Raw genomic sequence first — 24,439 nt, forward strand, 5'->3', positions numbered from 1 at the left:
TCACGGGGTGGGGGCTGGGGCTGGGGGCTGGAGGACGGTGCCGAGCGGAGCTCGTCCGTTGAATGGCGGCCGGGTGGGGGCTGGAGGACGGTGGAGACGGCTCAGGACGTGCTGACGGCGCTGGCGCGGCGGTACGCGTTCGGCGACCTGGAGGCGCTGATCACGCAGGGGACGCTCGCCGCGGACGGCCGCTCGGCGGCGATCGCGGCGCTGTGCGCGTTCGGGCAGCGCGTCCTCGACCTGGACGCCGAGGACTTCGGGATGCCGGAGGCCGCCGGCGAGGTGCCGCGCGACCTGCTCGACCGGGCGCGGGCCAGCCGGATGCCGCAGACGGCCCGGGAGCGCCCGCGCGGCGCCCTCGCCAGCCTGCGGCCCGCCTACGCGCTGCTGCTGGAGGTCATCGCGATCCGCTGGTACCGGCGCGACATGGCCGCGCTGGTCGCCGCCGTGCACATCGCGAGCGAGTACCTGCCGATGCTGGCGTGGGAGCCCGTCCTCGGCCACGCCGGCGACCCGGCCCTCATCGGCGCGGCGGTGAGCGGCGAGGGCAGCCGGTTCGGCGTGCCCGTCGAGCCGGGCTCGGCGCGGATGTGCGACCACACCCGCCCGGAGCGCTCCGCGTGCGAGCGGACGCTGCGCGTCGCCCGCGAGCCGGGGCCGGGCTGGCGCGCCTACCTCGACCGCCAGCACAGCCAGGTCGCGTCCGCGCTGGGCGACTGCGCGGCCCGCTGCCGCACGCCCTGCACGGTCGTGACCCGGCTGGACGACCCGGTGCGCGCCGCGCTCACCGACCGGTGCAGGCTCGCCGCCGACTTCACCGGCAGCGCCCTGGTCAAGCTGCGCCACGCGGCGCCGGTCGGCCACGGCTTCGGCGTCCCGTCCCCGGAGGAGGTCCAGACGGCCTGGACGCGCGCCCGCAAGTCGCTCTCCCACCACCCGCTGGGCCGCAAGGCCCTGGCCGGCGCCGACGACTCCTACCCCCTGCCCGGGCTTCCCGCGCTCTTCTCGGCGATCGCCGACGCAGAACTGCGTCCCGACACGCTCCTGCACGACGTGACGGTGCGCATCACGTCGACGCTCGCCTGACCCGCCGGCGCCTGCTCGCGCTCACTGCGGGGGCTCCCGCAGGACGGCGAGGCGGTCGGCCAGCGCCGGCAGGTCGTCGAGGAGGACGGGGGCTCCGTGCGCGTCGGCGAGCGGGATGCGCCAGTTGGGGTACTCGTCGGTGGTGCCCGGCTGGTTCTGGGTGCGGCGTTCGCCCACGGCGTCGGCGAGGGAGATGCCGGTCAGGAGGGCGGGCGTGCGCCCCAGGAAGGCGTGCAGGGCCGCCACGATCTCGTCGTCGTGGGTGGTCTCGCCGTCCGCCAGCGCCCGCATGATCTCGCCGGGCGGGGTGGGCAGCAGGCCCTCGCCGTGGAGGAGGGCCAGCCAGTCGGCGAGCTGGCGGCGGTGGTCGGCCTCCTCCTCGGCGCGGGGGCGGGTCAGCAGGCCGAGGCGGTCGCGCAGGGCGATGTGGTCGCCGTGGACGAAACCCGTGATCGGCGGCATGTCGTGGGTGCCGACCGTGGCCAGGGAGAGCTCGCGCCACTTCTCCGGGGGCTTGGGACGTCCCCCGTCGTCGCGCTCGAACCAGAGCAGGGACGTGCCGAGCACGCCCCGTCCGGCCAGGACCTCGCGCAGGTCCGGCTCCACCGTGCCGAGGTCCTCGCCGACGACCACGGCGCCGAAGCGCTCGGCCTCCCAGGTCAGGCAGCCGAGCAGCGCGTCGCGGTCGTAGCGCACGTACGTCCCGTCGGCCGGGGACGCCCCCTCGGGCACCCACCACAGGCGCGACACCTGCATGGCGTGGTCCAGCCGGACTCCGCCGGCGTGCCGCAGGACGGCCGCCGTCATCTCGCGGAACGGCCGGTAGCATGCGGCGGCGAGCGCGTCCGGCCGCCACGGCTGCTGCCCCCAGTCCTGGCCGCGCTGGTTGAACTCGTCCGGGGGCGCCCCGACGCTCATCCCCGGCGCGTACAGGTTCCGGTACATCCAGGTGTCGGCGCTGCCGTGCGGCACCCCGACCGCGAGGTCGTGGACGATCCCGACCGGCATGCCGGCGTCGCGCGCGGCCCGCTGCGCCGCGGAGAGCTGGCCGTCCAGCCGCCACTGGAGCCACTCGTGGAACTCCGCGCGGTCGCGGCGGCCGGCCGCGCCGGCGGGGTCGCGGGCGTCGCGCAGCGCGGGCGGCCAGCGCCGCCAGTCCGTCGTCCCCTGCTCCTCGCTGATCGCGCACCACAGGGCGTACCGGGCGAGCGCCGCGCCCTCGCGCCTGCGGAACGCCTCGAAGTCCGGGTCGCTCCGGCCCGCGCGTAGCCGGTGCATCGCCTCGAACGCCTCCAGCTTGGCCGCCCACACCGCGTCCCGGTCGAGGAGCCCCTCCCCGGCGCGCAGCTTCGCCGCGAGGCCGGCGAACCGCTCCCGGTCCCCGGCGGGGAGCGCGGCGTACTCCGGCATGTCCTCGACGCGCAGGTAGAGCGGCGAGGGGAAGCGGCGGCTCATCGGCGAGTAGGGCGACGGCCCGACCGGCGGCACCAGCTCGGTCGCGTGCAGCGGGTTCACCAGCAGGAAGCCGGCGCCGCGGTCCCGGGCGCTCCAGGCCGCGAGATCCGCCAGGTCGCGCAGGTCTCCGAGGCCCCAGGACGCGGCGGAGCGCACCGAGTACAGCTGCGCGGTCAGCCCCCGCGCGCGGGGCGGGCGGCGCAGCGCGGCGGGCGCGACCAGCAGCGGCGGCTCGGCGGCGCGACCGCCGCGCCGGACGCGCAGGCGGTGCCAGCCCGGCGGCGCGTCGGCGCCTTCCGGCAGCGGCTCGAACGGCCGGCCGGCGGCTCCGGGCGGCGCCAGGACCTCCTCCGCGCCGACCGCGATCTCCACGTCCCCGCCCGGGTCGAGGCAGCGGCGCAGCGCCGCGCGGACCCGGCCGCCGGCCGGGCCGCTCCCCCGCCGGACGACGAGGCACGGCGGCAGCGCGCGCTCCCGCTCCCGCCCGCGTTCCAGCTCCGCCGCGACGGCGGCCGGCGTCGACGCGTCGACGCCGAGCGCCGCCAGGACGGCGACGAGCGTGTCCGGCGCGACCGCCGCCTCCCGGCCCCGCCAGTCGGTGTACCCGGTCGCGACCCCGTGCCGGCCCGCCAGCCTGATCAGTCCGTCGTCGCCCACGCCTGCACCATGCCCGGTGCGGGCGGGCTCACGCCGTCCAGATCTCCGGCTTGCGGCCGATCCACGGGCGGGCCTCCTCCAGCTGCGCGGACAGCGAGATCAGCGTGCCCTCGCCGCCGAGCCGCCCGGCCAGCATGATCCCGATCGGCAGGCCGTCGTCGTTCCAGTGCAGCGGGACGTTCACCGCGGGCTGCCCCGAGATGTTGTACACGGCGGTGAACGGCGTGAAGTTCGCCTGCCGCCGGAAGTTCTCCTCGGGCTCCTGGTCGTGGAAGTACCCGACGGGGACGGGCGGCATGGCGAGCGTCGGGTGCAGGACGGCGTCGAACTCGTCCATGACCGGGAACGCCTTGCGCAGCTCGCCCTGGAGCACGGCGTGCGCCTGGAGCAGCTGCGGCGCGGACGTGGCCTCGCCGAGCCCGCGCAGCCAGCGGGTGAGCGGCTGGAGCTTGTCCTGGTCCTCGTCCGCGACGGGCGTCATCGTCGCCATCGCGCCCCACAGCGTGACGAAGTGCGCGACGAGGTCGGCGCCGAGCACCTGCGGCAGGTCCACGACCTCGTGGCCCAGCTCCTCCAGCAGCGCGGACGCGGCCTCGTAGGCGGCGACGCAGTCGGGGTGGACCTCGGCGCCCGGCACCGGCGGCTCCAGGCTGCGCGCGATCCGCAGCCGGCCCGGCGCGCGGTCGGCGAAGGACAGGAACGAGCCGTCCACCTGCGGCGCGCGGTACAGGTCGCCGGGCATGTGGCCGGCCATCACGTCCAGCATGAGGGCCGCGTCGCGGACGGTCCGCGCGATCGGGCCGTTGGTCGCCAGCCCGAACAGGTCGGGGATGATCGGGCCGGAGGACACCCGGCCCCGGGTCGGCTTGATCCCGAACAGCCCGCACGCGCTGCTCGGGATGCGGATCGAGCCGCCGCCGTCGCTGCCCTGCGCGATCGGCGCCAGCCCGGACGCGACCGCCGCCGCGGCGCCGCCGCTGGAGCCGCCCGCCGACCGGGTGAGATCCCACGGCGTGCGGGCCGGGGGCGCGACGTCACCCTCCGTGTAGCAGGGCAGGCCGAACTCCGGCGTCGTCGTCTTGCCCAGCAGCACAGTCCCCGCTTGCGCCAGCTTTGTCACCACATGGTCGTCCGCGAACCCGGTCATCTCGGCGTAGGCGGCCGAGCCGAACGTCATCCGGACGCCCTGGACCATGTTGAGGTCCTTGATCGGGACGGGGACGCCGTGCAGCGGCGGCAGCTCCGCCGGGTCGGCGGCGTCCAGCACCGCCTTCTCGGCCCGCCGCGCCTCCTCGCGGGCCCGTTCGGCGGTCACCGTCACATAGGCGCCGACCTGCTCGTTCAGCCGTTCGATGCGGGCCAGATAGTGGTCGGCGAGCTCGACCGGAGATACTTCCCTGGAGCGGACGGCCGCGGCCATCCGGGTGGCGCTGAGGTCATGGGTTTGTGTCACAAAACGGAACGCTAGACGCCGTGTGCGCGGGCATCAAAGAGGGCAGGGACTCTACGGCGCCGAAGGGAGAAGAATATCGTCCTACCCGTCCGTCGCGTAAGTTACTCACTGACCTGGGGGCGACAAAATTATTAACCCCGCATCACTAGTCGCCGACCGGCCGGATGATTACTCTGCGCACGGAGGATCATGCCCCCGATGGGAAAGGAATACGGAGCGTCACTTATGGCGATCATGGAGCGGGGCAACACGCAGGGCACCCGGGGCCACCCCCGGGCCGAATCGGATGAGACGAGGCCGCGGCCGGCGCGGCCGGAGGAGACGCGTGAGCACCATGACCCGGGTCCGGTGAAGGAGCGCCCCGACGAGCACGCGGGCGAGCACCCCGCCGAACGCACCGCCGCGGCGATGCTGGACGACCCCCGCGTCCGCCGCTGGGCGTTCCGGGCGGGCGCGGCCGCCGTCGCCGGGGTCGCCGTCCTGATCCTGCTCGGCTGGCAGGCCGGGCTCGCCGTCGCGATCCTCGTGGTCGTCGGCGACGCCGTCCGGTGCGCCCGCAAGAGCTCCTCCGTCCCGGCCTGGCAGAAGTCGTCGGCCGCCGAACGGCGCACCGAGCGGCAGCTGAAGGCCCTGGAGCGCAGCGGCTACCTCGTCCTGCACGCCCGGGCCGTGCCGCGCGACGACGACGGCGTCAGCGACGGCCGCATCGACCACCTGGTGATCGGGCCGAGCGGCGTCTACGCCATCGACTCCGAGAAGTGGGACAAGCGTCTCCCCGTGCGCACCATGTCCCACATGAAGCTCTTCCACGGGCCCTTCAACAAGAAGGACCGGCTTGACGAGGCCCGGTGGGAGGCCCAGATGGCGAGCAGCATCCTCGCCGAGCGGGTCGGCTTCGAGGTGCCGGTGCAGCCCTCCGTGGCGATCTACGGCCCGTCCATCCCGTGGAAGGTCATGCGGGTGCGGGACGTCGACGTCTACGCGGGCAACCGGGCCCGCGCCTACCTGCGGCGCCGCCCGAAGATCCTCACCGACGGCGACGTGCAGCGCATCTTCTCGGCGGCCGAGAAGGCCCTGCCGCCGAAGTACCCCGACTGACCGGCCCTCCCCTCGGCCTTCCGCCCGGCCCGGCGCACGACCGGCCACCGGGCACGGAGAGGGCCCGGCCACCGCGAGGGGCGGCCTCCTTCCCCGGGCCGCCCGCACCACGGCTCGACGACGAGCCCCGCCGGGATGCCGCCTTGCCGGGCTCACCACCTGCCGGGACGGCTGCGTCCCGGCTTTTCTCATGCCGCCGCGCCGGTTGGTAGCATCGGTGGAGTCACAGGCCGGCCCGCGCGCGACCTCCGCTGAGCCGGCGGCAGCGCCGCGATCCGCCGCTGCGGGCACGCTCCCAGAATCCGGCTCGGCACGTCACACGTTAGAGAGGTCCCCATGCCACCGCTCAGGTCACGCACGGTCACGCACGGCAGGAACATGGCGGGCGCCCGCGCCCTCATGCGCGCCAGCGGCGTGCAACGCGAGGACTTCGGCAAGCCGATCGTCGCGGTGGCCAACAGCTTCACCCAGTTCGTGCCCGGCCACGTCCACCTGGACGAGGTCGGCAAGGTCGTCGCGGGCGCGGTCCGCGAGGCCGGCGGCGTGCCCCGCGAGTTCAACACCATCGCCGTGGACGACGGCATCGCGATGGGCCACGACGGCATGCTGTACTCGCTGCCGTCCCGCGAGATCATCGCCGACGCGATCGAGTACATGGTCAACGCGCACTGCGCCGACGCGCTCGTCTGCGTCTCCAACTGCGACAAGATCACCCCGGGCATGCTGCTGGCCGCGCTGCGGCTCAACATCCCGACCGTGTTCGTCTCCGGCGGCCCGATGGAGGCCGGCAAGCCGGTCGAGGGCGTCATGGGCGGCAACAAGCTCGACCTCATCGACCCGATCATCGCCTCCGCGGACGGCTCGATCGCCGAGGACAAGCTCCTCCAGATGGAGGAGAGCGCCTGCCCGACCTGCGGGTCCTGCTCCGGCATGTTCACCGCCAACTCGATGAACTGCCTCACCGAGGCGATCGGGCTGGCGCTGCCCGGCAACGGCACCGTCCTCGCCACGCACACCGCCCGCCGCGGCCTCTACGAGGACGCCGGCCGCACCGTCGTCGAGATCGCCAAGCGCTACTACGAGGGCGACGACGAGTCGGTTCTGCCGCTGAGCATCGCCACCCGCGACGCGTTCGAGAACGCCATGGTGCTGGACGTCGCCATGGGCGGCTCCACCAACACGATCCTGCACCTGCTCGCCGCCGCGACCGAGGCGCGCGTCGACTTCGGCCTCGCCGACATCGACGCCGTCTCCCGCCGCGTCCCGTGCATCTGCAAGCTGGCCCCGGCGACCGGCCGGTACCACGTCGAGGACTGCCACCGCGCCGGCGGCATCCCCGCCCTGCTCGGCGAGCTGAACCGGGCCGGGCTGCTGAACCGCACCGCGCACTCGATCCACTCCGCGTCGCTGGACGAGTTCGTCGCCAAGTGGGACGTCCGCTCCCCCGACGTCATCCCCGAGGCCGTCGAGCTGTACCACGCGGCGCCCGGCGGCGTCCGCACCACCTCGGCGTTCTCGCAGAGCGCCCGGTGGGAGTCGCTCGACCTCGACCGCGAGAACGGCTGCATCCGCTCCGTCGAGCACGCCTACACCGCCGACGGCGGCCTCGCCGTCCTGCGCGGCAACATCGCCCCCGACGGCGCGATCGTGAAGACCGCCGGCGTCGACGAGGAGCTGTGGACCTTCACCGGCCCCGCCGTCGTCTTCGAGTCGCAGGACGACGCCGTCGAGGGCATCCTCAGCGGCAGGGTCAAGGCCGGCGACGTCGTCGTGATCCGCTACGAGGGCCCGAAGGGCGGCCCCGGCATGCAGGAGATGCTGTACCCGACGAGCTTCCTCAAGGGCCGCGGGCTCGGCAAGGCGTGCGCGCTGATCACCGACGGCCGGTTCTCCGGCGGCACCTCGGGCCTGTCCATCGGGCACGCCTCCCCGGAGGCCGCCGGCGGCGGGATCATCGCCCTCGTCGAGGACGGCGACCGCGTGGTGATCGACATCCCGAACCGCGTCCTCGAACTGGACGTCCCGGCCGACGAGCTGGAGATCCGGCGCGAGAAGCTGCTCGCCGACCTCGGCGGCTACCGCCCCCGCGACCGGCACCGCCCGGTGAGCGCCGCGCTCCGCGCCTACGCCGCGATGGCCACGTCCGCCTCCACCGGCGCCGCCCGCGACGTCTCCCAGCTCGAGCGCTGAGCATTACCCGGCGGGTAATCGCCTCCGTTCCCCGCAGCGGGAAGAGTGGTGGTCGTCAGGGCGGACCGCCCGGCGACCACCACCGAAGGAGATCGCGATGACCGCCTACGCACTCGCCCACCTGCGTCCCCAGCCGCCGCTGCACGAGGACGTCTTCACCTACATGGAGCGCATCCAGGACACCATGGACCCGTTCGGCGGCCGGTTCCTCGTCCACGGGACCGCCCCGGACGTGATCGAGGGCCCGCTGGAGGGCGCCTACGTCCTCATCGAGTTCCCCGACATGGACAAGGCCCGCGCCTGGTACGAGTCGGACGCCTACCAGGCGATCCTGCCGATGCGCACCGACAACATCGACGGCACCGCCGTCCTGCTGCAGGGCGTTCCGCCGGGCTACGACGCGGCCGCCACCGCGAAGGCGATGCGCGCCGCCCAGAACGGCTAGGAGCAGCAGCCTCCGCCGCAGCAGCCGCCGCCGGCCGGCTTCGGCGGGGGCGCGGCCCCCCGCGACGTGCCGGTCACGGCGACCGTGGACAGCAGCTTCACCGTGTCGTCGTGCCCCTCGGGGCACGGCGCCGGGTCGGACGCGTTGATCATCGGACGGGAGACCTCGAAGGTCGACCCGCACGCGCGGCAGCGGTAGTCATAACGAGGCACGCCCCAAGGATAAGCCCCCGGGTCACGCGGCGGGTTCGGTCACGTACGGCGCCCACTGCGGGTCGCCGTCGTGGACGAGGCCGATGAGGCGCCAGTGGGCGCCGCGCGGCACGGCGGGCGTGATGCTCAGCGTCCAGCCCAGCTCGGACAGGAGCCGGTCGGCCTTGCGGTGGTTGCAGGACATGCAGGAGGCGACGCAGTTCTCCCACACGTGCTTGCCGCCGCGGCTGCGCGGATGGACGTGGTCGATGGTCTCGGCGCGGCGGCCGCAGTAGACGCAGCGGAAGTTGTCGCGGCGCATCAGCGCGGCGCGGGTCAGCGGGACGCGGGTACGGAACGGGATGCGGACGTAGCGGCGCAGCCGGATCACCGACGGCACCTCGACCGTCATCGTGGCGGAATGCAGCACCGCGCCCGAGGCGTCATGGTGGACGATCTCGGCCTTCTCCCGGAGCACGAGGCAGACCGCCCGCCGCAGCGGCAGCGTGGTGAGGGGTTCGTACGTCGCGTTCAGGAGGAGGACCTGCCGCATCAGACGGCCTCCACCGGGATGTGGTTCGCCTCGGCGGGCGCGGTCGTCCGCGCCTCGGACCGAGGCCCGGTTATTGTCTCCGGTTCCTGCGCACTCGCCATGAGGACCTCCCCAGGGGCGAACCGACCTTCATCAGTGTGGCGTCTGATGGAGTCCGTTCGCTACCCCAATAATCCCCCTTCGGAGGTCGGATCGAACGCGGGGCCGCGTTCGGGGCGGTTCGCAGCGTCCGGGGCGGACAGCCCGGAACAGCCAATACAGTGCGTTCATGACGCCGTATCCGCCCGCGCATCGCCAGGACATCGTCGAGGACATCCACGGTCACCGGGTCGCGGACCCGTACCGCTGGCTGGAGGACGCCGAGAGCGACGAGACCAGGGAGTGGCTCGCCGCACAGGACCGGCTCTTCCACAAGGTCGTGGACGCGCTCCCGGGCCGGGACCGGCTGCGCGAGCGGCTCGGCGAGCTGCTCGGCGCGGGCAGCGTCGGCTCCCCCGTCTGGCGGGGCGGGCGGCGGTTCTTCACCCGGCGCGCCGCCGGCCAGGAGCATCCCGTCCTCTACACGGTGGACCCGGACGGCGCCGAGCGCGTCCTCATCGACCCCATGGCGCTCGACCCGGACGGGACGACGACGCTCGACGGATGGCAGCCCGACAAGGAGGGGCGCCGGCTCGCGTACAAGATCTCCACCGGCGGGGACGAGGAGTCCCTGCTGTACGTGATGGACGTCGCGACCGGCGAGCGGGTCGAGGGGCCGATCGACCGGGCGCGGTACTCGCCGGTCGCGTGGCTGCCCGGAGGCGAGGCGTACTACTACGCGCGGCGGCTGCCCGCGCGGGACGTCCCCGAGGGCGAGGAGCAGTACCACCGGCGCGTCTACCTGCACCGGGTCGGCACCGAACCCGACACCGACGACGTGCTGATCTTCGGCGAGGGGATGGACAAGACCAACTACTACGGGGTCGGGGTCAGCCGGGACGGGCGCTGGCTGACGGTCTCGGCGTCGCAGGGCACGGCGCCGCGCAACGACCTGTGGATCGCGGACCTGTCCGCGTCGTCCCCGGAGGCCCCCGCCCTGCGGGCGGTGCAGGAGGGCGTCGACGCCGGCACCGGCCTGCACGTCGGGCGCGACGGCCGCGCCTACATCTTCACCGACCGGGACGCACCCCGCTCCCGCCTCTGCGTGGCCGACCCGGCCGACCCGTCCTACGAGCGGTGGCGCGACCTCATCCCGGAGGACCCCGAGGCCGTCCTCACCGACTTCGCGATCCTGGAGGACCTGGACCGCCCCGTCCTGCTGGCCGGGTGGACGCGGCACGCGGTCGGCGAGATCACCGTCCACGACCTGGAGACGGGCGAGCGGATCGGCGCCGTGCCCACGCCCGGCCTCGGCTCGATCGGCGGCATCGTCGAGCGCCCGGAGGGCGGGCACGAGGCGTGGTTCGGCTACACCGACAACGTCACGCCGTCGTCGGTGATGCGGTACGACGCGCGCACCGGCGAGACGACGCTGTGGGCGTCCGCGCCGGGCACGGTCGCCGTCCCCGAGATCGAGACGCGCCAGCTCGCCTACACCTCCCGGGACGGCACCGAGGTGCGGATGCTGGTCGCGTCCCGCCCCGGGATCTCCGGCCCGCGCCCCGCGATCCTGTACGGCTACGGCGGCTTCAACATCTCGCTGACGCCGTCCTACTCGGCCAGCGTGCTGGCCTGGGTGGAGGCGGGCGGCGTCTACGCGGTCGCGAACCTGCGCGGCGGGTCCGAGGAGGGCGAGGAATGGCACCGCGCGGGGATGCGCGAGCGCAAGCAGAACGTGTTCGACGACTTCCACGCCGCCGCCGAGAAGCTGATCGCGGACGGCCTGACCACGCCCGCGCAGCTCGCCATCTCCGGCGGCTCCAACGGCGGGCTGCTCGTCGGCGCGGCCCTCACCCAGCGTCCCGATCTGTACCGCGCGGCGGTGTGCTCGGCGCCGCTCCTCGACATGGCGCGCTACGAGCGGTTCGGCCTGGGGCAGACCTGGAACGACGAGTACGGGACGGCGGACGACCCCGAGGAGTTCGGCTGGCTGATCGGGTACTCCCCGTACCACCACGTCCACGCCGGCACCGCGTACCCGGCCGTCCTGTTCACGACGTTCGGCAGCGACACCCGCGTGGACCCGCTGCACGCCCGCAAGATGTGCGCGGCGCTCCAGCACGCGACCGCGTCCGACGCGCCGGTACTGCTGCGCGACGAGGCGGACGTCGGCCACGCCGCCCGCTCGGTGAGCCGCTCGGTCGACCTGATGACCGACACCCTCTCGTTCCTGGCCGCGCACACCGGTCTGGCCTTCCCCGACAGCCCGGACGAATTGGCCGGTGATCTAATAGCCGGGTGAGCGAGACGCTGCAGACCACCATGGCGCGGGTCCTCGGGCTGCTCCGCGAGCCGCCCGAGGCGCCCGACACGTCCGCCGGCTACCTCGACCTGTTCGGGCCTCCGGCGAAGCCGTCCCTCGCGCAGTCCGTCATGGAGTCGGCGTTCCTGCCGCGGATCTACGAGAAGGTCTGGCGGCCCGTCGGGTTCAACCTGGCCAAGGGCTGGCCCTTCGGCCCGGACACCGCCGCGGAGCACGCGCTCGCCCGCGAATGGCTCGGCCTCACCGACCGGCGGCCCGCGACGGTCCTGGACGTGGCGTGCGGCCCCGGCAACGTCACCCGCGCCCTCGCCGAGGGCGTCGCCCTCGACGGCCTCGTCGTCGGCCTCGACGCGTCCGAGACGATGCTCGCCCAGGCCGTAGGCGACCCCCGGGCCAACGTCGCCTACGTGCGCGGCGACGCCGTGGACCTGCCGTTCCGCGACGGCGTGTTCGACGCCGTCTGCTGCTTCGGCGCCCTCTACCTGTTCGACGATCCGTGGGCCGCGGTGGACGGCATGACCCGCGTCCTGAAGCCGGGCGGGCGGCTCGTCATCCTCACGTCCCGCCGCCCGACGCCGCTGCCGGCCGCCCGGATCGCCGGCGAGCTGCTCCGCCGCACCACCGGCTTCACCGTCTTCGGTGACCGCGAGGTCACCCGAGCCCTCGCCTCCCGCGGTTTCACCGATGTCCGCCGGCGCCGCTACCCGCTGATGCAGATGGTCGGGGGGCGGCGTCCCTGAATCTTTCCTGAACCCGGCCTCTAGGACGCGACCGGCTGCTCGCGCTACGCTCCCCCAAGAACACGCACGGGGTACCCCGTGCGGATGATCGGCCCCCTCCTGGGGTTGGGAAGCCTCCAGGAGGGGGTCGCGTTCGTTGCGGCCCCGAGGGCTCCGGGGGGTCAGCGGAGGGGTTTCTCCAGGTAGATGTTGACGATGCCGCCTATGGTCTCGCGGCGGGTCTCCGTCCAGCCGAACTTGCGGTAGAGGGCCAGGGCGGGGGCCTGGAGCTCGGTGGTGTCGGCGCGGAGGACGCGGTAGCCGTACTCGGCGGCGCGCTCCTCCAGGGCGCGCACGACGGCGGCGCCGTAGCCGCGGCGCTGCACGGCGGGCAGGACGCGCAGGCGGACCATCTCGACGGCGTCCAGGGCGGGCGCGCCGGGGGCGTAGCCGCCGAACGCGCGGGCGTGGCCTCCGGGGATGAGGTCGGCGCGGCGCAGGCCGCCCATCGCGACGATGCCGTCGCCGAGCTCGCCGACGAGGAACTCGCCGTCGTTGCGGAGATAGATGTCCTCCATGCGGAAGAAGTCGTGGTCGTAGTAGACGCCGTCGCCGGGGCGCAGGCCGACCTGGGCCAGGCCCTCCCGGTGCAGGGCCAGGACGACGCCGTGGTCGGCGGGGCGGTACCGGCGGATCCGCAGGTCGCCGAAGCGCCACACGGGGGGCTCGTCCTGGAGCCGGTCGAGGTGGCCTTGCGAGAACGTGCTGCTCATCCTGGGTCAGACCTGCTCGGACGGGGGGACGGCGGCCGGGCTCTTGACCGAGGGGCCGGCGAGCGCCTCGTAGAAGTCCTTGAGCTCCGTGATCTCGCCGTACTTGGCCGAGACGGCCGCGCCGATCTGGCGGGCGCGGTGGACGAGGATGTCGGAGCGGTGGTCGGGCGGCAGGTCGTGGATGGCCTCGCGCCCGGCCGTCAGCGCGGCGTCGGGATGGCCCGCGTGGAGTTTGCACATCGCGCGGTCGAGGCGCACCAGGGTCAGGTCGACGCGGTCGGTGGGCGCATAGAGGGTGAGGGCGTGGCTGAGCACCTCGTCGCCGTGCTTGTGGTCGCCGAGGTTGGTGAAGGTGTCGCCCTCGTAGAAGGCCATCTGCCGGTCGGTGAACCCGAACACGAGGTCGGAGGTGTCGGTCTTGGACAACTGGTCGAAAACCGAGCGTCCGCGCACGAGGGCGCGGCGCGCGCTGGGGGCGGCGTCGCCGCGTCCGCGCATGGCGAGCATGCCGAGCGCGCGGGCCTCCACGGCGGGGGCCATGGCGGCAGCGACGCCGGGCGTCCGGCCGGCGAGGTCCTGGGCCTTGCGGGCCAGGTGCAGGGCCTCGCGCGGGTCGCCGTAGTACATCGGCACGAGGGACTCGCGGACGGTCACCCAGGCGCGCAGCTGCCGGTCGCCGGTCTCGTCGGCGGCGGTGCGCGCGGTGCGGAAGAACGAGCGGGCCAGCCGGTGGTCGCCCAGATTGATCATGATCAGGCCGGACAGCCCGGACAGCTGCGCGGCGACCCGGCACAGCCGCTCCTGGAGTTCGACCGGCTGCCGCTTGTCGCACATGCGCCGCACCTCGCTGAAGTCCAGCAGGACGTCGCAGAGCATACGCAGCGAAGGGGTCGCCTGATACTGCCGGCCGTAGCCGTAGGTCGTCTCCTCCCACTGGTCGAGCATGGTCGGCGAGACGGTCGCGCCGACGAGGGTGTCGTCCATCTTGCGGCGCAGGTTGTCGACGGCCCCGAGGAACTGGCCGTCGAGCGCCACGCCCGCTCCGGCCAGGAGTTGCAGAAGGGTTCTGCGAAGCACGATGTCCTCCTCTCCCACATCAATGGTCTGGGGGCCTTCGGCGCGGTCGGGGCCCCGTAAATCGGTCACGGTTACCCAGGGCCGGTCGTCGGCCCTGGGGACGATCGCCCCGACGAGCGCGTCGGGGTCGGGCGCCGCACGCCCTTCCGGGGCGCGCGGCCGGGGGACGCTCGGGGCGGCCGTGCGGCCGGCGTGGCCGCGGCCGCAGATGCAGGGGCTCCGGTAGTCGAGCGCGTCCGGCTCGACCCGGTAGACGGCGCACAGGTAGTGCAGGTACTCGGGACCGGGTCTTTTGTACCCGCTCTCGTAGGCGGACAGCAGCGTCTCCCCCAGCCGGGGCGGCGGCTTGCCGTCCACCTCGTAGAGCGCCCTGACCTGCGCGACGATGTCGGACAGCGCGACGCCGTGGGCGAGGCGGTGCGCCTTGATCCGGCTGGTGCCGAACAGCGGCGCGCACTGCTCGTGGATCTCCTGCGCGATCTGTACCGGGGTGCGGCCGCGGGCCAGAGCGTGCGCGCGGATCCGACGGGCCACTTCCGTCTCTTTACGGGGGGGATCCGACATCGACTCCGGCCTCCTCACCGTCGTGCCGGGACGCCGCCCCCGGGGGGGAGGGGGTCGTCCCTGCCACGGCGACCGGTCACTAGATGGCCACGACAGATAATCTCTCGCGCACGCAGCGTAACCCCCGTCACGGGGGCCGCCAAGCGGTTTCGGTGAAGAGGTGAGGGCCGGGAGACACCCCGCCCCCCGCGGGTAGAGATTCTTCCTCCACGGGAGAGGACCCTTCCCCTGAGGTGGGGTAATCCGGTACTTCGCCGGACGGCCGCTCTCTTGACCCGCCAGTGTGAGAGTTGCAATTCTCGCCGGGAGTGACCGGACGGATCCGGAGAGTCGATCTTTCCGCCCGGTCCGGTCCGCGCACGGTGCTCGCCCATGGAGGGGGTGTGAAGGTGGTCAGCGACAGACGCGTCGGCTACCTCGAAGAGCTGGAGCACGCACTCGACACGCAGGGCCTCGTCGCCCGCGTCGTCCGCACCCGTTCCGGGCCGGCCTTCCTGCGGGTCGTGAACCCGGAGGCCGCGAGCCTCGCGGAGGACGTCACCTGCGCACCGGCCCCCGAGACGAAGGACCACTACTTCTGGTGGTCGTGGGGCGAGCGCATGCACCGCGTGGACGACGTGGGCGGCGCCGCCATGAAACTGGCGCGCGTGCTCCAGCCGCTCCCCTGAGACCGGGCGTGTCCCGCGGTCCGCGGCCGGAACGGCGCGGCAGCCGCCGGCCCGCGGGACACGCTCGCCCGACAGCCCCTCCCCGGCCGGTCCGCGCCGCCGCGGCCGGCACCGCGCGAAGCGGTCGGAACCGTCCCCTGCGATCGGCCTCGTTTCGGTGCCGCGAGTCCACGGTCGTGGCGGCCATGCACCAGAATGGCCGGGGAGGGTCTGCACAATGTCACTCGCCGCGTCGTCCTTAGCCGGATCGCCGCTCGCCGTATCGCTCGCCTCGCACGTCCCGGCGCTCGCCGGAGGGGCGCTGCCCTGGGCCGACAAGGGCACCCCGGAGACCGCCTGCGGGGACCCCACGCCGACCACCGCGTGCCGGCTCGTGTGGAACGTCTCACACAACAGGGGCTTCACGAAGTTCTTCGCCACGTGGCTCGACAAGCCGCTCACCACGCTTCTGTGGATCATCGTCACGTTCGTCGTCGCGCTGATCGTGAAGAACATCGCGCACCGCATGATCACCAAGATCACGCTGCGGATGGCCGAGGGGACGATGTCGGAGCGGGCCCGCGAGCGCGCCCGGACGGTCTTCGACGGCAGCCCCGCCCTGCTGAACAAGCGGCGCGCCCAGCGCGCGCAGACGCTCGGCTCGGTGCTGCGCTCGATCGCGTCCGTCCTGATCATGGGGACGGCGCTGTTCAGCATCCTCGGCTCGCTCGGCCTCAACCTGGCGCCCATCCTGGCCAGCGCCAGCGTGATCGGCGTCGCGGTCGGGTTCGGCGCGCAGAACATCGTCAAGGACCTGCTCGCCGGGCTGTTCATGCTGCTGGAGGACCAGTACGGCGTCGGCGACTACATCGACGTGGGCAGCGCCAAGGGGACGGTCGAGGCCGTCACGCTGCGGGTCACCCGGATGCGGGACGTCGACGGCGTCGTCTGGTACGTCCCCAACGGCGAGATCAAGCAGGTCGGCAACGAGTCGCAGAACTGGGGGCGGGCCGTCCTCGACATCCCCGTCGACATCCACGAGGACACCGAGAAGGTCAAGGAGATCCTCCAGACCACCGCCGACGGGATGGCCGGCGACCCCGCGTGGAAGGACCTCATCCTGGAGGAGCCGTCGGTGTGGGGCGTGCAGGCCCTCGCCGGCGACGCCATCGTGATCAGGGTGGTGCTCAAGACCGCGCCCGGCAAGCAGGGCGAGATCGCCCGCGCGCTGCGCGAGCGCGTGAAGCGGTCGTTCGACGAGGCGGGCATCGCGGTGGCCAAGCCGGCGTCGTAAGCGATCAAGGTGAGGACCGGGACGCATCTCACATATGGTGGGGAGCGCTATGGCTGAACAGGTGACTTTCTACGAGGCGGTCGGCGGTGAGCCGACCTTCCGCCGGCTGGTGCACCGCTTCTACCAGGGCGTCGCGGAAGATCCCGACCTGCGGCCCATGTACCCGGAGGAGGACCTCGGCCCCGCGGAGGAGCGGCTGCGCCTGTTCCTGATGCAGTACTGGGGCGGCCCGAACACCTACAGCCGGCGGCGCGGGCATCCGCGGCTGCGGATGCGGCACGTGCCGTTCGTCATCGACGAGGCCCAGCGCGACCGGTGGCTGAAGCACATGCGGGTCGCGGTGGACGAGCTCGGCCTGCCCGAGCCGCTGGAGAAGCAGCTCTGGGACTACTTCCTGATGGCGGCGCGGAGCCTGGTGAACGCGCCCAGCCAGGCGCCCATGTGACACGCCCGCACGGCGCGCCCGTATGACGCGCCCGGCCGGGCGCCCGTGTACGCGCCCGCGCGGCGCGCGCATGTGACGCGGTCACGTGACCGGTCCCGCGTATCCGGGTAGATCGGGCTGTATGACGCGAATCCCGTGGTGGCGCAACGCCGTCGTGTACGAGGTCTACGTCCGCAGCTTCGCCGACTCCGACGGGAACGGCGAGGGCGACCTCCAGGGGATCCGGTCGCGGCTCGGCCACCTGCGCGACCTCGGCGTGGACGCGCTCTGGCTCACCCCCTTCTACACGTCCCCGCTCGCGGACGGCGGCTACGACGTGGCCGACTACCGCGACGTCGACCCCCGGTTCGGCACGCTCGACGACTTCGACGCCCTCGTCGCGGACGTCCACGCGCACGGCCTGCGGCTGATCATCGACATCGTCCCGAACCACTCGTCCGACCGGCACCGCTGGTTCCAGGAGGCGCTGGCCGCGCCGCCCGGGTCGGCCGAACGGTCGCGCTACATCTTCCGCCCCGGCAAGCCGGGCGGGCGCCCCGGCGAGGAGCGGCCGCCGAACGACTGGCCGTCGGCGTTCGGCGGCCCGGCCTGGACTCAGGTGGACGACGGCGAGTGGTACCTGCACCTGTACGCGCGCGAGCAGCCCGACTTCAACTGGCGCAACCCGGAGATCCGGCAGGAGTTCGAGGACGTCCTGCGGTTCTGGCTCGACCGCGGCGTGGACGGCTTCCGCATCGACGTGGCCGCCGGCCTGTTCAAGGACGAATCGCTCCGCGACCTCGGCCCGAACGACCGCCGCGTCCTCAACGGACCGATCTACAGCCGTCCCGAAGTCCACGACGTGTACCGCCGCTGGCGCCGGATCCTGGACGGGTACGACGGCGACCGCATGGCCATCGGCGAGGTGTGGACGGACGGCCCCGAGGACCTCGCGCTCTACCTGCGCCCGGACGAACTGCACCAGGTCTTCCAGTTCGACCTGCAACTGGCTCCGTGGTCGGCGCCGGCGTTCCATGACGTGATAGTCGCCGCGTTGAAGGCCGTCGCGCCCACCGGCGCCGCGCCCACATGGGTGCTGTCCAGCCACGACTCCATCCGGCACGTGACCCGCTACGAGCAGCCGGGAAGCTTCCCCGGGATCGGCCGCGCCAGGGCCAGGGCGGCGCTCCTGCTGCTCTTGGCGCTCCCGGGGTCGGCGTACCTGTACCAGGGCGAGGAACTCGGCCTGCCGGAGGTGAAGGACCTCCCGGACGAGGCCAGGCAGGACCCGATCTTCGAGCGCACGAACGGGGAGCTCGCCGGGCGGGACGGCTGCCGCGTCCCGCTGCCGTGGTCGGGCCGGGCCGAGCCGTACGGGTTCTCTCCCGGCGGCGTCCGGCCGTGGCTGCCGATGCCGCGCGACTGGGCGTCCATGACGGTGGAGGCGCAGGCGTCCGACCCGTCCTCCATGCTGGCGTACTACCGCGGCGCGCTGGCGATGCGCCGCCGCCTCGCGGGCGACCTGCCGGAGGAACTGGAGTGGCTCGACTCCCCCGACACGGCCCTGTTCTTCCGGCGCGGCCCGCTCACGTGCGCGCTCAACTGCGGGGAGAACCCGGTGCGGCTCCCGCCGGGCACCCCGCTCCTGACGAGCGCCCCGCTCTACGGCGACCTGCTCCCCGGCAACACCTCGGCCTGGCTCGCACCGCCCGAGTAGCACCGCGCGTGCGGCACCGGCCGAGTGAGCACCACGGGTCCGGCGGCGCTCCGGAGACGGCGACGCGGTGCGCCGGCTGTGCCAGGGGTCAGCGCACAGCCGGCGCACCGCGAGCTTCGCCGGTGCGACGTCCTGCTACAGCGGCGGGCGCTGCAGCTGGAGCGGGTCGTCGGCGCGCGGGGCCGCCTTGAAGGTCTGGACGCCGGCTTCGACGCCCGCCCAGCGCTTGACGTCCGCGACCGCCGCGGCCTGCTCGTCGGCGGGCAGCCTGGCGATGAGGCGGGCGCTGTGGTTCATGCCGGGCGCGACGTAGACGGCCGAGTCGCGGGCGCCCCGGCCGAGGGTGAACGGCTCGGCGCCCCACGGGTCGTTCGCCCCGTACAGGAACAGCATGTGGTCGGAGTTGTGGCGCACCCAGCGGTCGATGTCGCGCATGGCGCGGCCGCGGTCGAACCGCATGGGGATGTCACGCGGGACGTAGGTGCGCGGCTGGTAGCTGCTCTCGTACCGCAGCAGCGGCCTCAGGTGCTTGAACTTCGGCGACGGCCAGCCGAGCTGCGTGCCCGCCTGGTAGTAGTACGGGATGTACGGCGCGAGGCCCTGGTCGCTGTAGAACGACAGCCCGGAGATGGTGTCGAGCGTCTGGTACAGCTCGTCGTCCGAGGCGTCCACCGGCGGCAGTGACGCGCAGTCGGACTGGAGGCTGTACTGCCAGAACGCCCACTCGTAGTCCATCACCGAGTTCTCGAACGCGCGGTCCTGCGTGCGCAGGATCGTGAAGGTCAGGCCCTGCTCGTCGGCGGCGGCCTTGAAGCGCTTGAGCATCGCGGGGCGGCGCTTGAGGAACTCGCGGGCGAGCGCCTTGACGTGCGCGCGGCACTTCGGGTCGTCGCCGACGGTCTTGAAGAACTGGTCGTAGGCGTGGTCGTCGTTGTTGTTGACGTCGTTGGGCGCGACGTACACGACGCTGCCGTCCACGTCATGGGGGTAGAAGCGCTTGTGGTAGACGGCCGTCATGCCGCCCTTGCTCGCGCCCGTCGAGATCCACTTGCCCTTGTAGATGGTCTTGAGCGCGCGGATCAGCCGGTGCTCGTCGGTGGCGGCCTGCCAGATCGTGTCCTTCTTCCAGTCCGTCGGCTCCGGGCGGGACGGGGTGAAGTAGCGGTACTCGACCGAGATCTGGTTGCCGTCGACCAGCGCCGTCGGCTCGGAGGTGAACATCACCTCCGGCGTGTTGTAGCCGCTGGTGTAGAGCACCATGGGCTTGTCCGCCGACTTGTGCTGCAGCATGATGCGCTGCTCGAACCACTGGCCCGACGGCCTGCGGTGGTCGACGGGCTGGCGGTACTCCAGCCAGAACCAGCGGTAGCCGGGAATCGTCGAGGCCTTCTCCGTCACCTGCATTCCGGGAATCGCCTTGAGCTGGGCGAGAATGTCGCCCGCCTGGGCCGCACCCGCCCGCGCGGTGATCGACGCCTGCGCAGCCGTGGCGCCCGCCCCGGTCATTCCGGCGGCGAGCAGCAGTGCCATCGCTCCTCGTGAGACGCGCCGCATTGTGCCCCTTTCACGTGGGTTCTCCACATTCGCGTCGCGACACTAGAGGGAGAAGAGGGCCTAAAACGGATTGCTGTATCGCTTGTTATCTATCCGTGACGCGCCGGTTGTCACCGGACGGGTGGCCGGAACACCGCTCAGGCCGGCGGATTCGGGGACACTCCGTCGTCCCACGGCGCCAGGCATTCGAAAAGGCGCTCGTCATGCCAGCGTCCGTCCAGGTGAATGTGGCGGCGGGCCGTTCCGACGGCGGTGAAACCGTTCTTCAGCAGGACGCGCTGGGACGCATGGTTGTCGACCCGCGTGAACGCCTCGACGCGGTGCAGGCGCAGCGCCCCGAAGGCGGCGTCCAGCGCCTGCCTCAACGCCTCCGTGGCGACGCCGTGGCCGGCGTGCGCGCGCGCCACCCAGTAACCGACGAAGCAGCTCTGGAGGGGACCGCGCAGGATGTTGTTGAGCGTGATCCGCCCGGCGATCTCACCGTCGACCAGGATGACGCCCGGCCACATCTCCTCCATCGCGTACGCCTCGATGAGGTCGTGCAGGTTGTCGCGCTGGCCGTCGAGGGTGAAGTACGACTCGTCCCGTTCCGGTTCCCAGGGGCGCAGGTACTCGCGGTTCTCCCGGACCAGCGCCGCGAGCGCGTCCGCGTCCGCCATCCGGACGACGCGGATCCGCACCCCGGTCCGGCGCCGGTCCAGCGCGGGCGGCTGCCCGGCCAGCGCCGTCATGCGCGGGGCGCCACGTAGCGTCCGATGAACTCCCGCTCCTGCGGCGTCCAGCGCCGCAGCCGGTTCGCCTCCACGTCGAACGCGACGAGCGTCGAGGTCGCCTCCGCGTACACGTTCTCGTCGTCCCGCACCTCGTAGGCGAGCTTGACGGACGCGGCGCGGGCCTCGGTCACCCACGTCTCCACCCTGATCGGGTACACGGTCGGCAGCAGCGGCATCCGGTAGTCGATCTCGTGCCGCGAGATCACCATGCCGCGGACGGGCTGCTCCCCCTTGCGCACCGGGTCGCCGTGGAACATCTCCAGCCGCGCGTCCTCCAGGTAGCCGAGGAACTTGACGTTGTTCACGTGGCCCTGGGAGTCGATGTCGCCGAACCGGATGTTGAACTCGTAGACGTGCCGGTACTCGGCCGGGGGCGTCCGCTGCATGTCCTCGCCTGGGATATAGGGAACCGGGGTCGGCCCGATGCTACCCGCGAGGGTTCAGTCCCGGACGAGGCAGGGGCGCTTGCGGTCGAACGTCCAGCCGGGGATGAGGTACCGCATCGCCGCGGCGTCGTCGCGATCGCCCAGCCCGTGCTCGACGTAGAGCCGGTGCGCCTCCTCCACCCGCTCCTCGTCGATCTCGACGCCGAGCCCGGGGCGGTCGGGCAGGTCGATCGCGCCGTCCACGATCTGGAGCGGGTCCCGGGTGAGGCGCTGGCCGTCCTGCCAGATCCAGTGCGTGTCGATCGCGGTGATCTCGCCGGGGGCCGCGGCGGCGACGTGCGTGAACATCGCCAGCGACACGTCGAAGTGGTTGTTGGAGTGCGAGCCCCAGGTCAGGCCCCATGCCTCGCAGAGCTGCGCCACGCGGACCGAGCCGCGCATCGTCCAGAAGTGCGGGTCGGCGAGCGGGATGTCGACCGCGTCCAGCCGGATCGCGTGGCCCAGCTCGCGCCAGTCGATCGCGATCATGTTGGTGGCGGTGCGCAGGCCGGTCGCGCGGCGGAACTCCGCCATCGTCTCGCGTCCGGAATAGCCGAGTTCGGCGCCGCACGGGTCTTCCGCGTAGGCGAGGACGTCCTTCAGCGCGGTGCCGATCCGGATCGCCTCGTCGAGCGACCACGCGCCGTTCGGGTCGAGGTTGATGCGGGCGCCGGGGAACCGCTCGGCCAGCGCGCGGACGGCCTCGGCCTCCTCGTCGCCGCGCAGGACGCCGCCCTTGAGCTTGAAGTCGGCGAACCCGTACCGCTCCTGCGCCGCCTCCGCCTGGCGGACGATCGCGTCCGGCGTCATGGCCTCCTCGCGCCGGACGCGGAACCAGCCGTCCGCGCCCTCCGGGGGAGCTTCGTACGGAAGGTCGGTCTTGTTCCGGTCGCCGATGTAGAAGAGGTAGCCGAGCATCGGGATCGTCCGGCGCTGGACGCCGTCGCCGAGCAGCGCCGCCACGGGCACGCCGAGGAACCGGCCCATCAGGTCGAGCAGCGCCGACTCGATCGCGGTCAGCGCGTGCACGGTGATCCGCGTGTCGTGCGTGAGGGGGCCGCGCCCGCCCGCGTCGAGGTGGCCGAACGCCGCCCGGACGGAGTTCAGGATCTCGTCCGACCGCCCGATGGGCTTGCCGACGATCAGCTCCCGCGCGTCCTCCAGCGTCCGCCGGATGCCCTCGCCGCCCGGCACCTCGCCGACGCCCGTGCCGCCCGACGAGTCGGTGAGCAGCAGCAGGTTCCGCGTGAAGAACGGCCCGTGCGCGCCGCCCAGGTTGAGCAGCATGCTGTCGCGGCCGGCGACGGGCACGACCCGCATCCCGGTGACGACCGGCGTGCTCATCGGGGAACCCCCTGGTAGGCGATCGGCCGCTGGAACCGCTCGACGGCCAGGCTCCCCACCGATGTCGTGCGCGCGTCGGACGTCGCCGGGAACGGCCCGCCGTGGACCATCGCGTGCCCGACCCGCACGCCGGTGGGCCAGCCGTCCCACACGATGCGCCCGGCCAGGCGCTCCAGGACGGGCAGCAGCCGCGCCGCGTCGTCACCCGCGCCGTGGATCGTCGCGGTGAGCTGCCCTTCCAGCCCGCGCGCCGTCTCGATGACCTGGTCGAGGTCGGCGCAGCGCACGACCAGCGAGCAGGCGCCGAAGATCTCCTGCTCCAGATCCGGGCCGAAGTCCGCGGCGTCCACCGCGGCGAGCGCGGCCCGGCAGCCGGCCGCCGCGCCGGGCGCCCGCCCGCGCGCGACGATCTCCACGCCGGGACGGCCCTCCAGCCGCCGGACGCCTTCGGCGTAGGCGCTCGCGATGCCCGGGGTGAGCATCGGCGCGCCGGGGTCGGCCGCGATCCTCTTCGCGGCCTCGTCCAGGAACGCGTCGAGGTGCGGGCCCTTGACCGCGAAGACGAGCCCGGGGTTGGTGCAGAACTGCCCGGCGCCGAGCGTCACCGACCCGGCGAACCCCTCGGCCAGCTCGCGGGCGCGGGCCGCCAGGGCGTCCGGGAGCAGGAACACCGGGTTGACGCTGCTCATCTCCGCGTAGACCGGGATCGGGCGCGGCCGGTTCGCCGCCGCCCGCGCGATCGCGAGGCCCGCTTTGCGCGACCCGGTGAACCCGACGGCCTGGATGCGCGGATCGGTGACGAGCGCGATGCCGAGCGTGGGGCCGTCCCCGTACAGCATCGAGAACACGCCCTCGGGCAGGCCCGCCTCCCGGACGGCCTCGGAGACCGCCTCCCCGACCAGCTCGCACGTCCCGGGGTGGGCGTCGTGCGCCTTCACGACAACGGGGCATCCCGCCGCCAGCGCCGACGCGGTGTCTCCCCCCGCCACCGAGAACGCGAACGGGAAGTTGCTCGCGCCGAAGACGGCGACCGGCCCCAGCGGCACCCGCCCCTGCCTGATCTCGGGCCCGCCCTCGTTCGCGGGGTCGGTGCTCAGGACCGGCCGGTCGCCTTCGCGGAGACCGTCCAGCGAACCGTTCACGGCAGCGGCGCGCAGATCGTCGGCGAAGAGCCTCAGCTGCCCGGTGGTGCGGCCGACCTCCCCGGTCAGCCGCGCCTCGGGGAGGCCCGTCTCGGACATGGCTCGCTCGACGAGCACACCGGTGAGGCCGTCCAGCCTGCCCGCGACCGCATCGAGGAGGGCGGCACGCCGGTCGGCGCTCGTCGCGCGGTAGGCGTCGAACGCCTCCTCCGCCAGGGCGCAGGCGCGGGCCACATCGCCTTCGTCGCCGTAGCGGTATTCGGGACCGAGGCCGTCACCGGTCCGGGGATCGACCGCGGTGATCGCCCTCCCCGTGCCGGCGACGCGGTCGAAGCCGATCACCATGCGTCCGGTGAGCTGCGGCAAGGGTCCGTCCTCCTCCGTGGGGTCCGAATCGGACGATAGGAGACGGAATCGATACCTGTCCAACACGAAAAACGCATTGTTCGATGCGCGG

21 protein-coding genes are annotated in these 24,439 nt (G+C 73.0%); 10 read left to right on the forward strand and 11 right to left on the reverse strand.

The window, feature by feature from the left end:
- The first annotated feature begins 90 nt into the window (after positions 1-90).
- A complete protein-coding gene (locus tag ABTW95_RS20035) occupies positions 91-1,086 on the forward strand; it encodes a hypothetical protein (RefSeq protein ID WP_396445077.1) in 996 nt (331 codons plus the stop codon).
- Between the two features lie 21 nt (positions 1,087-1,107).
- On the opposite strand, the gene malQ is transcribed toward ABTW95_RS20035, so the two are convergent.
- Positions 1,108-3,198, reverse strand: a complete 2,091-nt coding sequence (gene malQ / locus ABTW95_RS20040) for a 4-alpha-glucanotransferase (protein WP_500227063.1) — start codon at positions 3,196-3,198, stop codon at positions 1,108-1,110.
- Between the two features lie 28 nt (positions 3,199-3,226).
- Positions 3,227-4,651, reverse strand: a complete 1,425-nt coding sequence (locus ABTW95_RS20045) for an amidase (RefSeq protein ID WP_396445079.1) — start codon at positions 4,649-4,651, stop codon at positions 3,227-3,229.
- A 348-nt stretch (positions 4,652-4,999) separates the two neighbouring features.
- Here ABTW95_RS20045 and ABTW95_RS20050 point away from each other — a divergent pair, with 348 nt between their 5' ends.
- The 3 genes from ABTW95_RS20050 to ABTW95_RS20060 all read left to right on the forward strand — a co-directional run bounded on the left by ABTW95_RS20050 (position 5,000) and on the right by ABTW95_RS20060 (position 8,384).
- Positions 5,000-5,749: a nuclease-related domain-containing protein gene (locus ABTW95_RS20050; protein ID WP_396445080.1), complete on the forward strand. Its 750-nt coding sequence runs from the start codon at positions 5,000-5,002 to the stop codon at positions 5,747-5,749.
- A 336-nt stretch (positions 5,750-6,085) separates the two neighbouring features.
- The gene (ilvD, locus tag ABTW95_RS20055; protein ID WP_396445081.1) at positions 6,086-7,939 is read left to right on the forward strand and encodes a dihydroxy-acid dehydratase; all 1,854 of its coding nucleotides are present in this window, start codon (positions 6,086-6,088) and stop codon (positions 7,937-7,939) included.
- A gap of 97 nt (positions 7,940-8,036) precedes the next feature.
- Complete coding sequence (locus ABTW95_RS20060) at positions 8,037-8,384, forward strand: DUF1330 domain-containing protein (protein WP_396453770.1); 348 nt, start codon at positions 8,037-8,039, stop codon at positions 8,382-8,384.
- Here ABTW95_RS20060 and ABTW95_RS20065 read toward each other — a convergent pair.
- Complete coding sequence (locus tag ABTW95_RS20065; RefSeq protein WP_396453769.1) at positions 8,381-8,596, reverse strand: FmdB family zinc ribbon protein; 216 nt, start codon at positions 8,594-8,596, stop codon at positions 8,381-8,383. The two genes, ABTW95_RS20060 and ABTW95_RS20065, sit on opposite strands and share 4 nt — an antisense overlap.
- A gap of 22 nt (positions 8,597-8,618) precedes the next feature.
- Positions 8,619-9,128: an HNH endonuclease gene (locus ABTW95_RS20070; protein ID WP_396445084.1), complete on the reverse strand. Its 510-nt coding sequence runs from the start codon at positions 9,126-9,128 to the stop codon at positions 8,619-8,621.
- Between the two features lie 268 nt (positions 9,129-9,396).
- Between ABTW95_RS20070 and ABTW95_RS20075 the strand changes: the two genes are divergently transcribed.
- A complete protein-coding gene (locus ABTW95_RS20075) occupies positions 9,397-11,508 on the forward strand; it encodes a prolyl oligopeptidase family serine peptidase (protein ID WP_500227064.1) in 2,112 nt (703 codons plus the stop codon).
- The gene (locus tag ABTW95_RS20080; protein ID WP_396445086.1) at positions 11,505-12,269 is read left to right on the forward strand and encodes a class I SAM-dependent methyltransferase; all 765 of its coding nucleotides are present in this window, start codon (positions 11,505-11,507) and stop codon (positions 12,267-12,269) included. Before ABTW95_RS20075 ends, ABTW95_RS20080 begins: the two co-directional genes overlap by 4 nt.
- 161 nt (positions 12,270-12,430) lie before the next feature.
- Here ABTW95_RS20080 and ABTW95_RS20085 read toward each other — a convergent pair whose 3' ends face one another.
- The gene (locus ABTW95_RS20085) at positions 12,431-13,021 is read right to left on the reverse strand and encodes a GNAT family N-acetyltransferase (RefSeq protein WP_396445087.1); all 591 of its coding nucleotides are present in this window, start codon (positions 13,019-13,021) and stop codon (positions 12,431-12,433) included.
- A 6-nt stretch (positions 13,022-13,027) separates the two neighbouring features.
- Positions 13,028-14,632 (reverse strand): NsdA family TPR-like regulatory protein, encoded by a 1,605-nt coding sequence (locus tag ABTW95_RS20090; protein WP_500227065.1) that lies wholly within the window; start codon positions 14,630-14,632, stop codon positions 13,028-13,030.
- Positions 14,633-15,045: 413 nt separating this feature from the next.
- Here ABTW95_RS20090 and ABTW95_RS20095 point away from each other — a divergent pair, with 413 nt between their 5' ends.
- From ABTW95_RS20095 to ABTW95_RS20110, 4 genes are all read left to right on the forward strand, one after another.
- Positions 15,046-15,330, forward strand: coding sequence for a hypothetical protein (locus tag ABTW95_RS20095; RefSeq protein ID WP_396445089.1), 285 nt, complete (start codon positions 15,046-15,048; stop codon positions 15,328-15,330).
- A gap of 217 nt (positions 15,331-15,547) precedes the next feature.
- Positions 15,548-16,603, forward strand: coding sequence for a mechanosensitive ion channel family protein (locus ABTW95_RS20100; protein ID WP_396445090.1), 1,056 nt, complete (start codon positions 15,548-15,550; stop codon positions 16,601-16,603).
- 49 nt (positions 16,604-16,652) lie between these two features.
- Positions 16,653-17,048 (forward strand): globin, encoded by a 396-nt coding sequence (locus ABTW95_RS20105; RefSeq protein ID WP_396445091.1) that lies wholly within the window; start codon positions 16,653-16,655, stop codon positions 17,046-17,048.
- 121 nt (positions 17,049-17,169) lie between these two features.
- Complete coding sequence (locus ABTW95_RS20110; protein WP_500227066.1) at positions 17,170-18,744, forward strand: glycoside hydrolase family 13 protein; 1,575 nt, start codon at positions 17,170-17,172, stop codon at positions 18,742-18,744.
- A gap of 135 nt (positions 18,745-18,879) precedes the next feature.
- On the opposite strand, the gene ABTW95_RS20115 is transcribed toward ABTW95_RS20110, so the two are convergent.
- The 5 genes from ABTW95_RS20115 to ABTW95_RS20135 all read right to left on the reverse strand — a co-directional run bounded on the left by ABTW95_RS20115 (position 18,880) and on the right by ABTW95_RS20135 (position 24,348).
- Positions 18,880-20,274, reverse strand: a complete 1,395-nt coding sequence (locus tag ABTW95_RS20115; protein ID WP_396445093.1) for a S28 family serine protease — start codon at positions 20,272-20,274, stop codon at positions 18,880-18,882.
- A 161-nt stretch (positions 20,275-20,435) separates the two neighbouring features.
- On the reverse strand, positions 20,436-21,029 hold the full coding sequence (locus tag ABTW95_RS20120; protein ID WP_396445094.1) for a GNAT family N-acetyltransferase: 594 nt from the start codon (positions 21,027-21,029) through the stop codon (positions 20,436-20,438).
- Positions 21,026-21,457 (reverse strand): acyl-CoA thioesterase, encoded by a 432-nt coding sequence (locus ABTW95_RS20125; protein ID WP_396445095.1) that lies wholly within the window; start codon positions 21,455-21,457, stop codon positions 21,026-21,028. The genes ABTW95_RS20120 and ABTW95_RS20125 overlap by 4 nt, the downstream gene beginning before the upstream one ends.
- A gap of 54 nt (positions 21,458-21,511) precedes the next feature.
- The gene (locus tag ABTW95_RS20130) at positions 21,512-22,840 is read right to left on the reverse strand and encodes an enolase C-terminal domain-like protein (RefSeq protein ID WP_396445096.1); all 1,329 of its coding nucleotides are present in this window, start codon (positions 22,838-22,840) and stop codon (positions 21,512-21,514) included.
- The gene (locus ABTW95_RS20135; protein ID WP_500227067.1) at positions 22,837-24,348 is read right to left on the reverse strand and encodes an aldehyde dehydrogenase (NADP(+)); all 1,512 of its coding nucleotides are present in this window, start codon (positions 24,346-24,348) and stop codon (positions 22,837-22,839) included. Before ABTW95_RS20135 ends, ABTW95_RS20130 begins: the two co-directional genes overlap by 4 nt.
- Positions 24,349-24,439 lie beyond the last annotated feature (91 nt).

The sequence above is a fragment of the Spirillospora sp. NPDC127506 genome (assembly GCF_040302145.1).
Lineage (GTDB): Bacteria > Actinomycetota > Actinomycetes > Streptosporangiales > Streptosporangiaceae > Spirillospora.

Bases quoted from the DNA above. Each gene is read 5' to 3' on its own strand.
- ilvD (WP_396445081.1), top strand. From the start codon at position 6,086: ATGCCACCGCTCAGGTCACGCACGGTCACGCACGGCAGGAACATGGCG.
- ABTW95_RS20060 (WP_396453770.1), top strand. From the start codon at position 8,037: ATGACCGCCTACGCACTCGCCCACCTGCGTCCCCAGCCGCCGCTGCAC.
- ABTW95_RS20125 (WP_396445095.1), bottom strand. From the start codon at position 21,457: ATGCAGCGGACGCCCCCGGCCGAGTACCGGCACGTCTACGAGTTCAAC.
- ABTW95_RS20105 (WP_396445091.1), top strand. From the start codon at position 16,653: ATGGCTGAACAGGTGACTTTCTACGAGGCGGTCGGCGGTGAGCCGACC.
- ABTW95_RS20115 (WP_396445093.1), bottom strand. From the start codon at position 20,274: ATGGCACTGCTGCTCGCCGCCGGAATGACCGGGGCGGGCGCCACGGCT.
- ABTW95_RS20130 (WP_396445096.1), bottom strand. From the start codon at position 22,840: ATGAGCACGCCGGTCGTCACCGGGATGCGGGTCGTGCCCGTCGCCGGC.
- ABTW95_RS20085 (WP_396445087.1), bottom strand. From the start codon at position 13,021: ATGAGCAGCACGTTCTCGCAAGGCCACCTCGACCGGCTCCAGGACGAG.
- ABTW95_RS20110 (WP_500227066.1), top strand. From the start codon at position 17,170: ATGACGCGAATCCCGTGGTGGCGCAACGCCGTCGTGTACGAGGTCTAC.
- ABTW95_RS20070 (WP_396445084.1), bottom strand. From the start codon at position 9,128: ATGCGGCAGGTCCTCCTCCTGAACGCGACGTACGAACCCCTCACCACG.
- ABTW95_RS20100 (WP_396445090.1), top strand. From the start codon at position 15,548: ATGTCACTCGCCGCGTCGTCCTTAGCCGGATCGCCGCTCGCCGTATCG.
- ABTW95_RS20120 (WP_396445094.1), bottom strand. From the start codon at position 21,029: ATGACGGCGCTGGCCGGGCAGCCGCCCGCGCTGGACCGGCGCCGGACC.
- ABTW95_RS20075 (WP_500227064.1), top strand. From the start codon at position 9,397: ATGACGCCGTATCCGCCCGCGCATCGCCAGGACATCGTCGAGGACATC.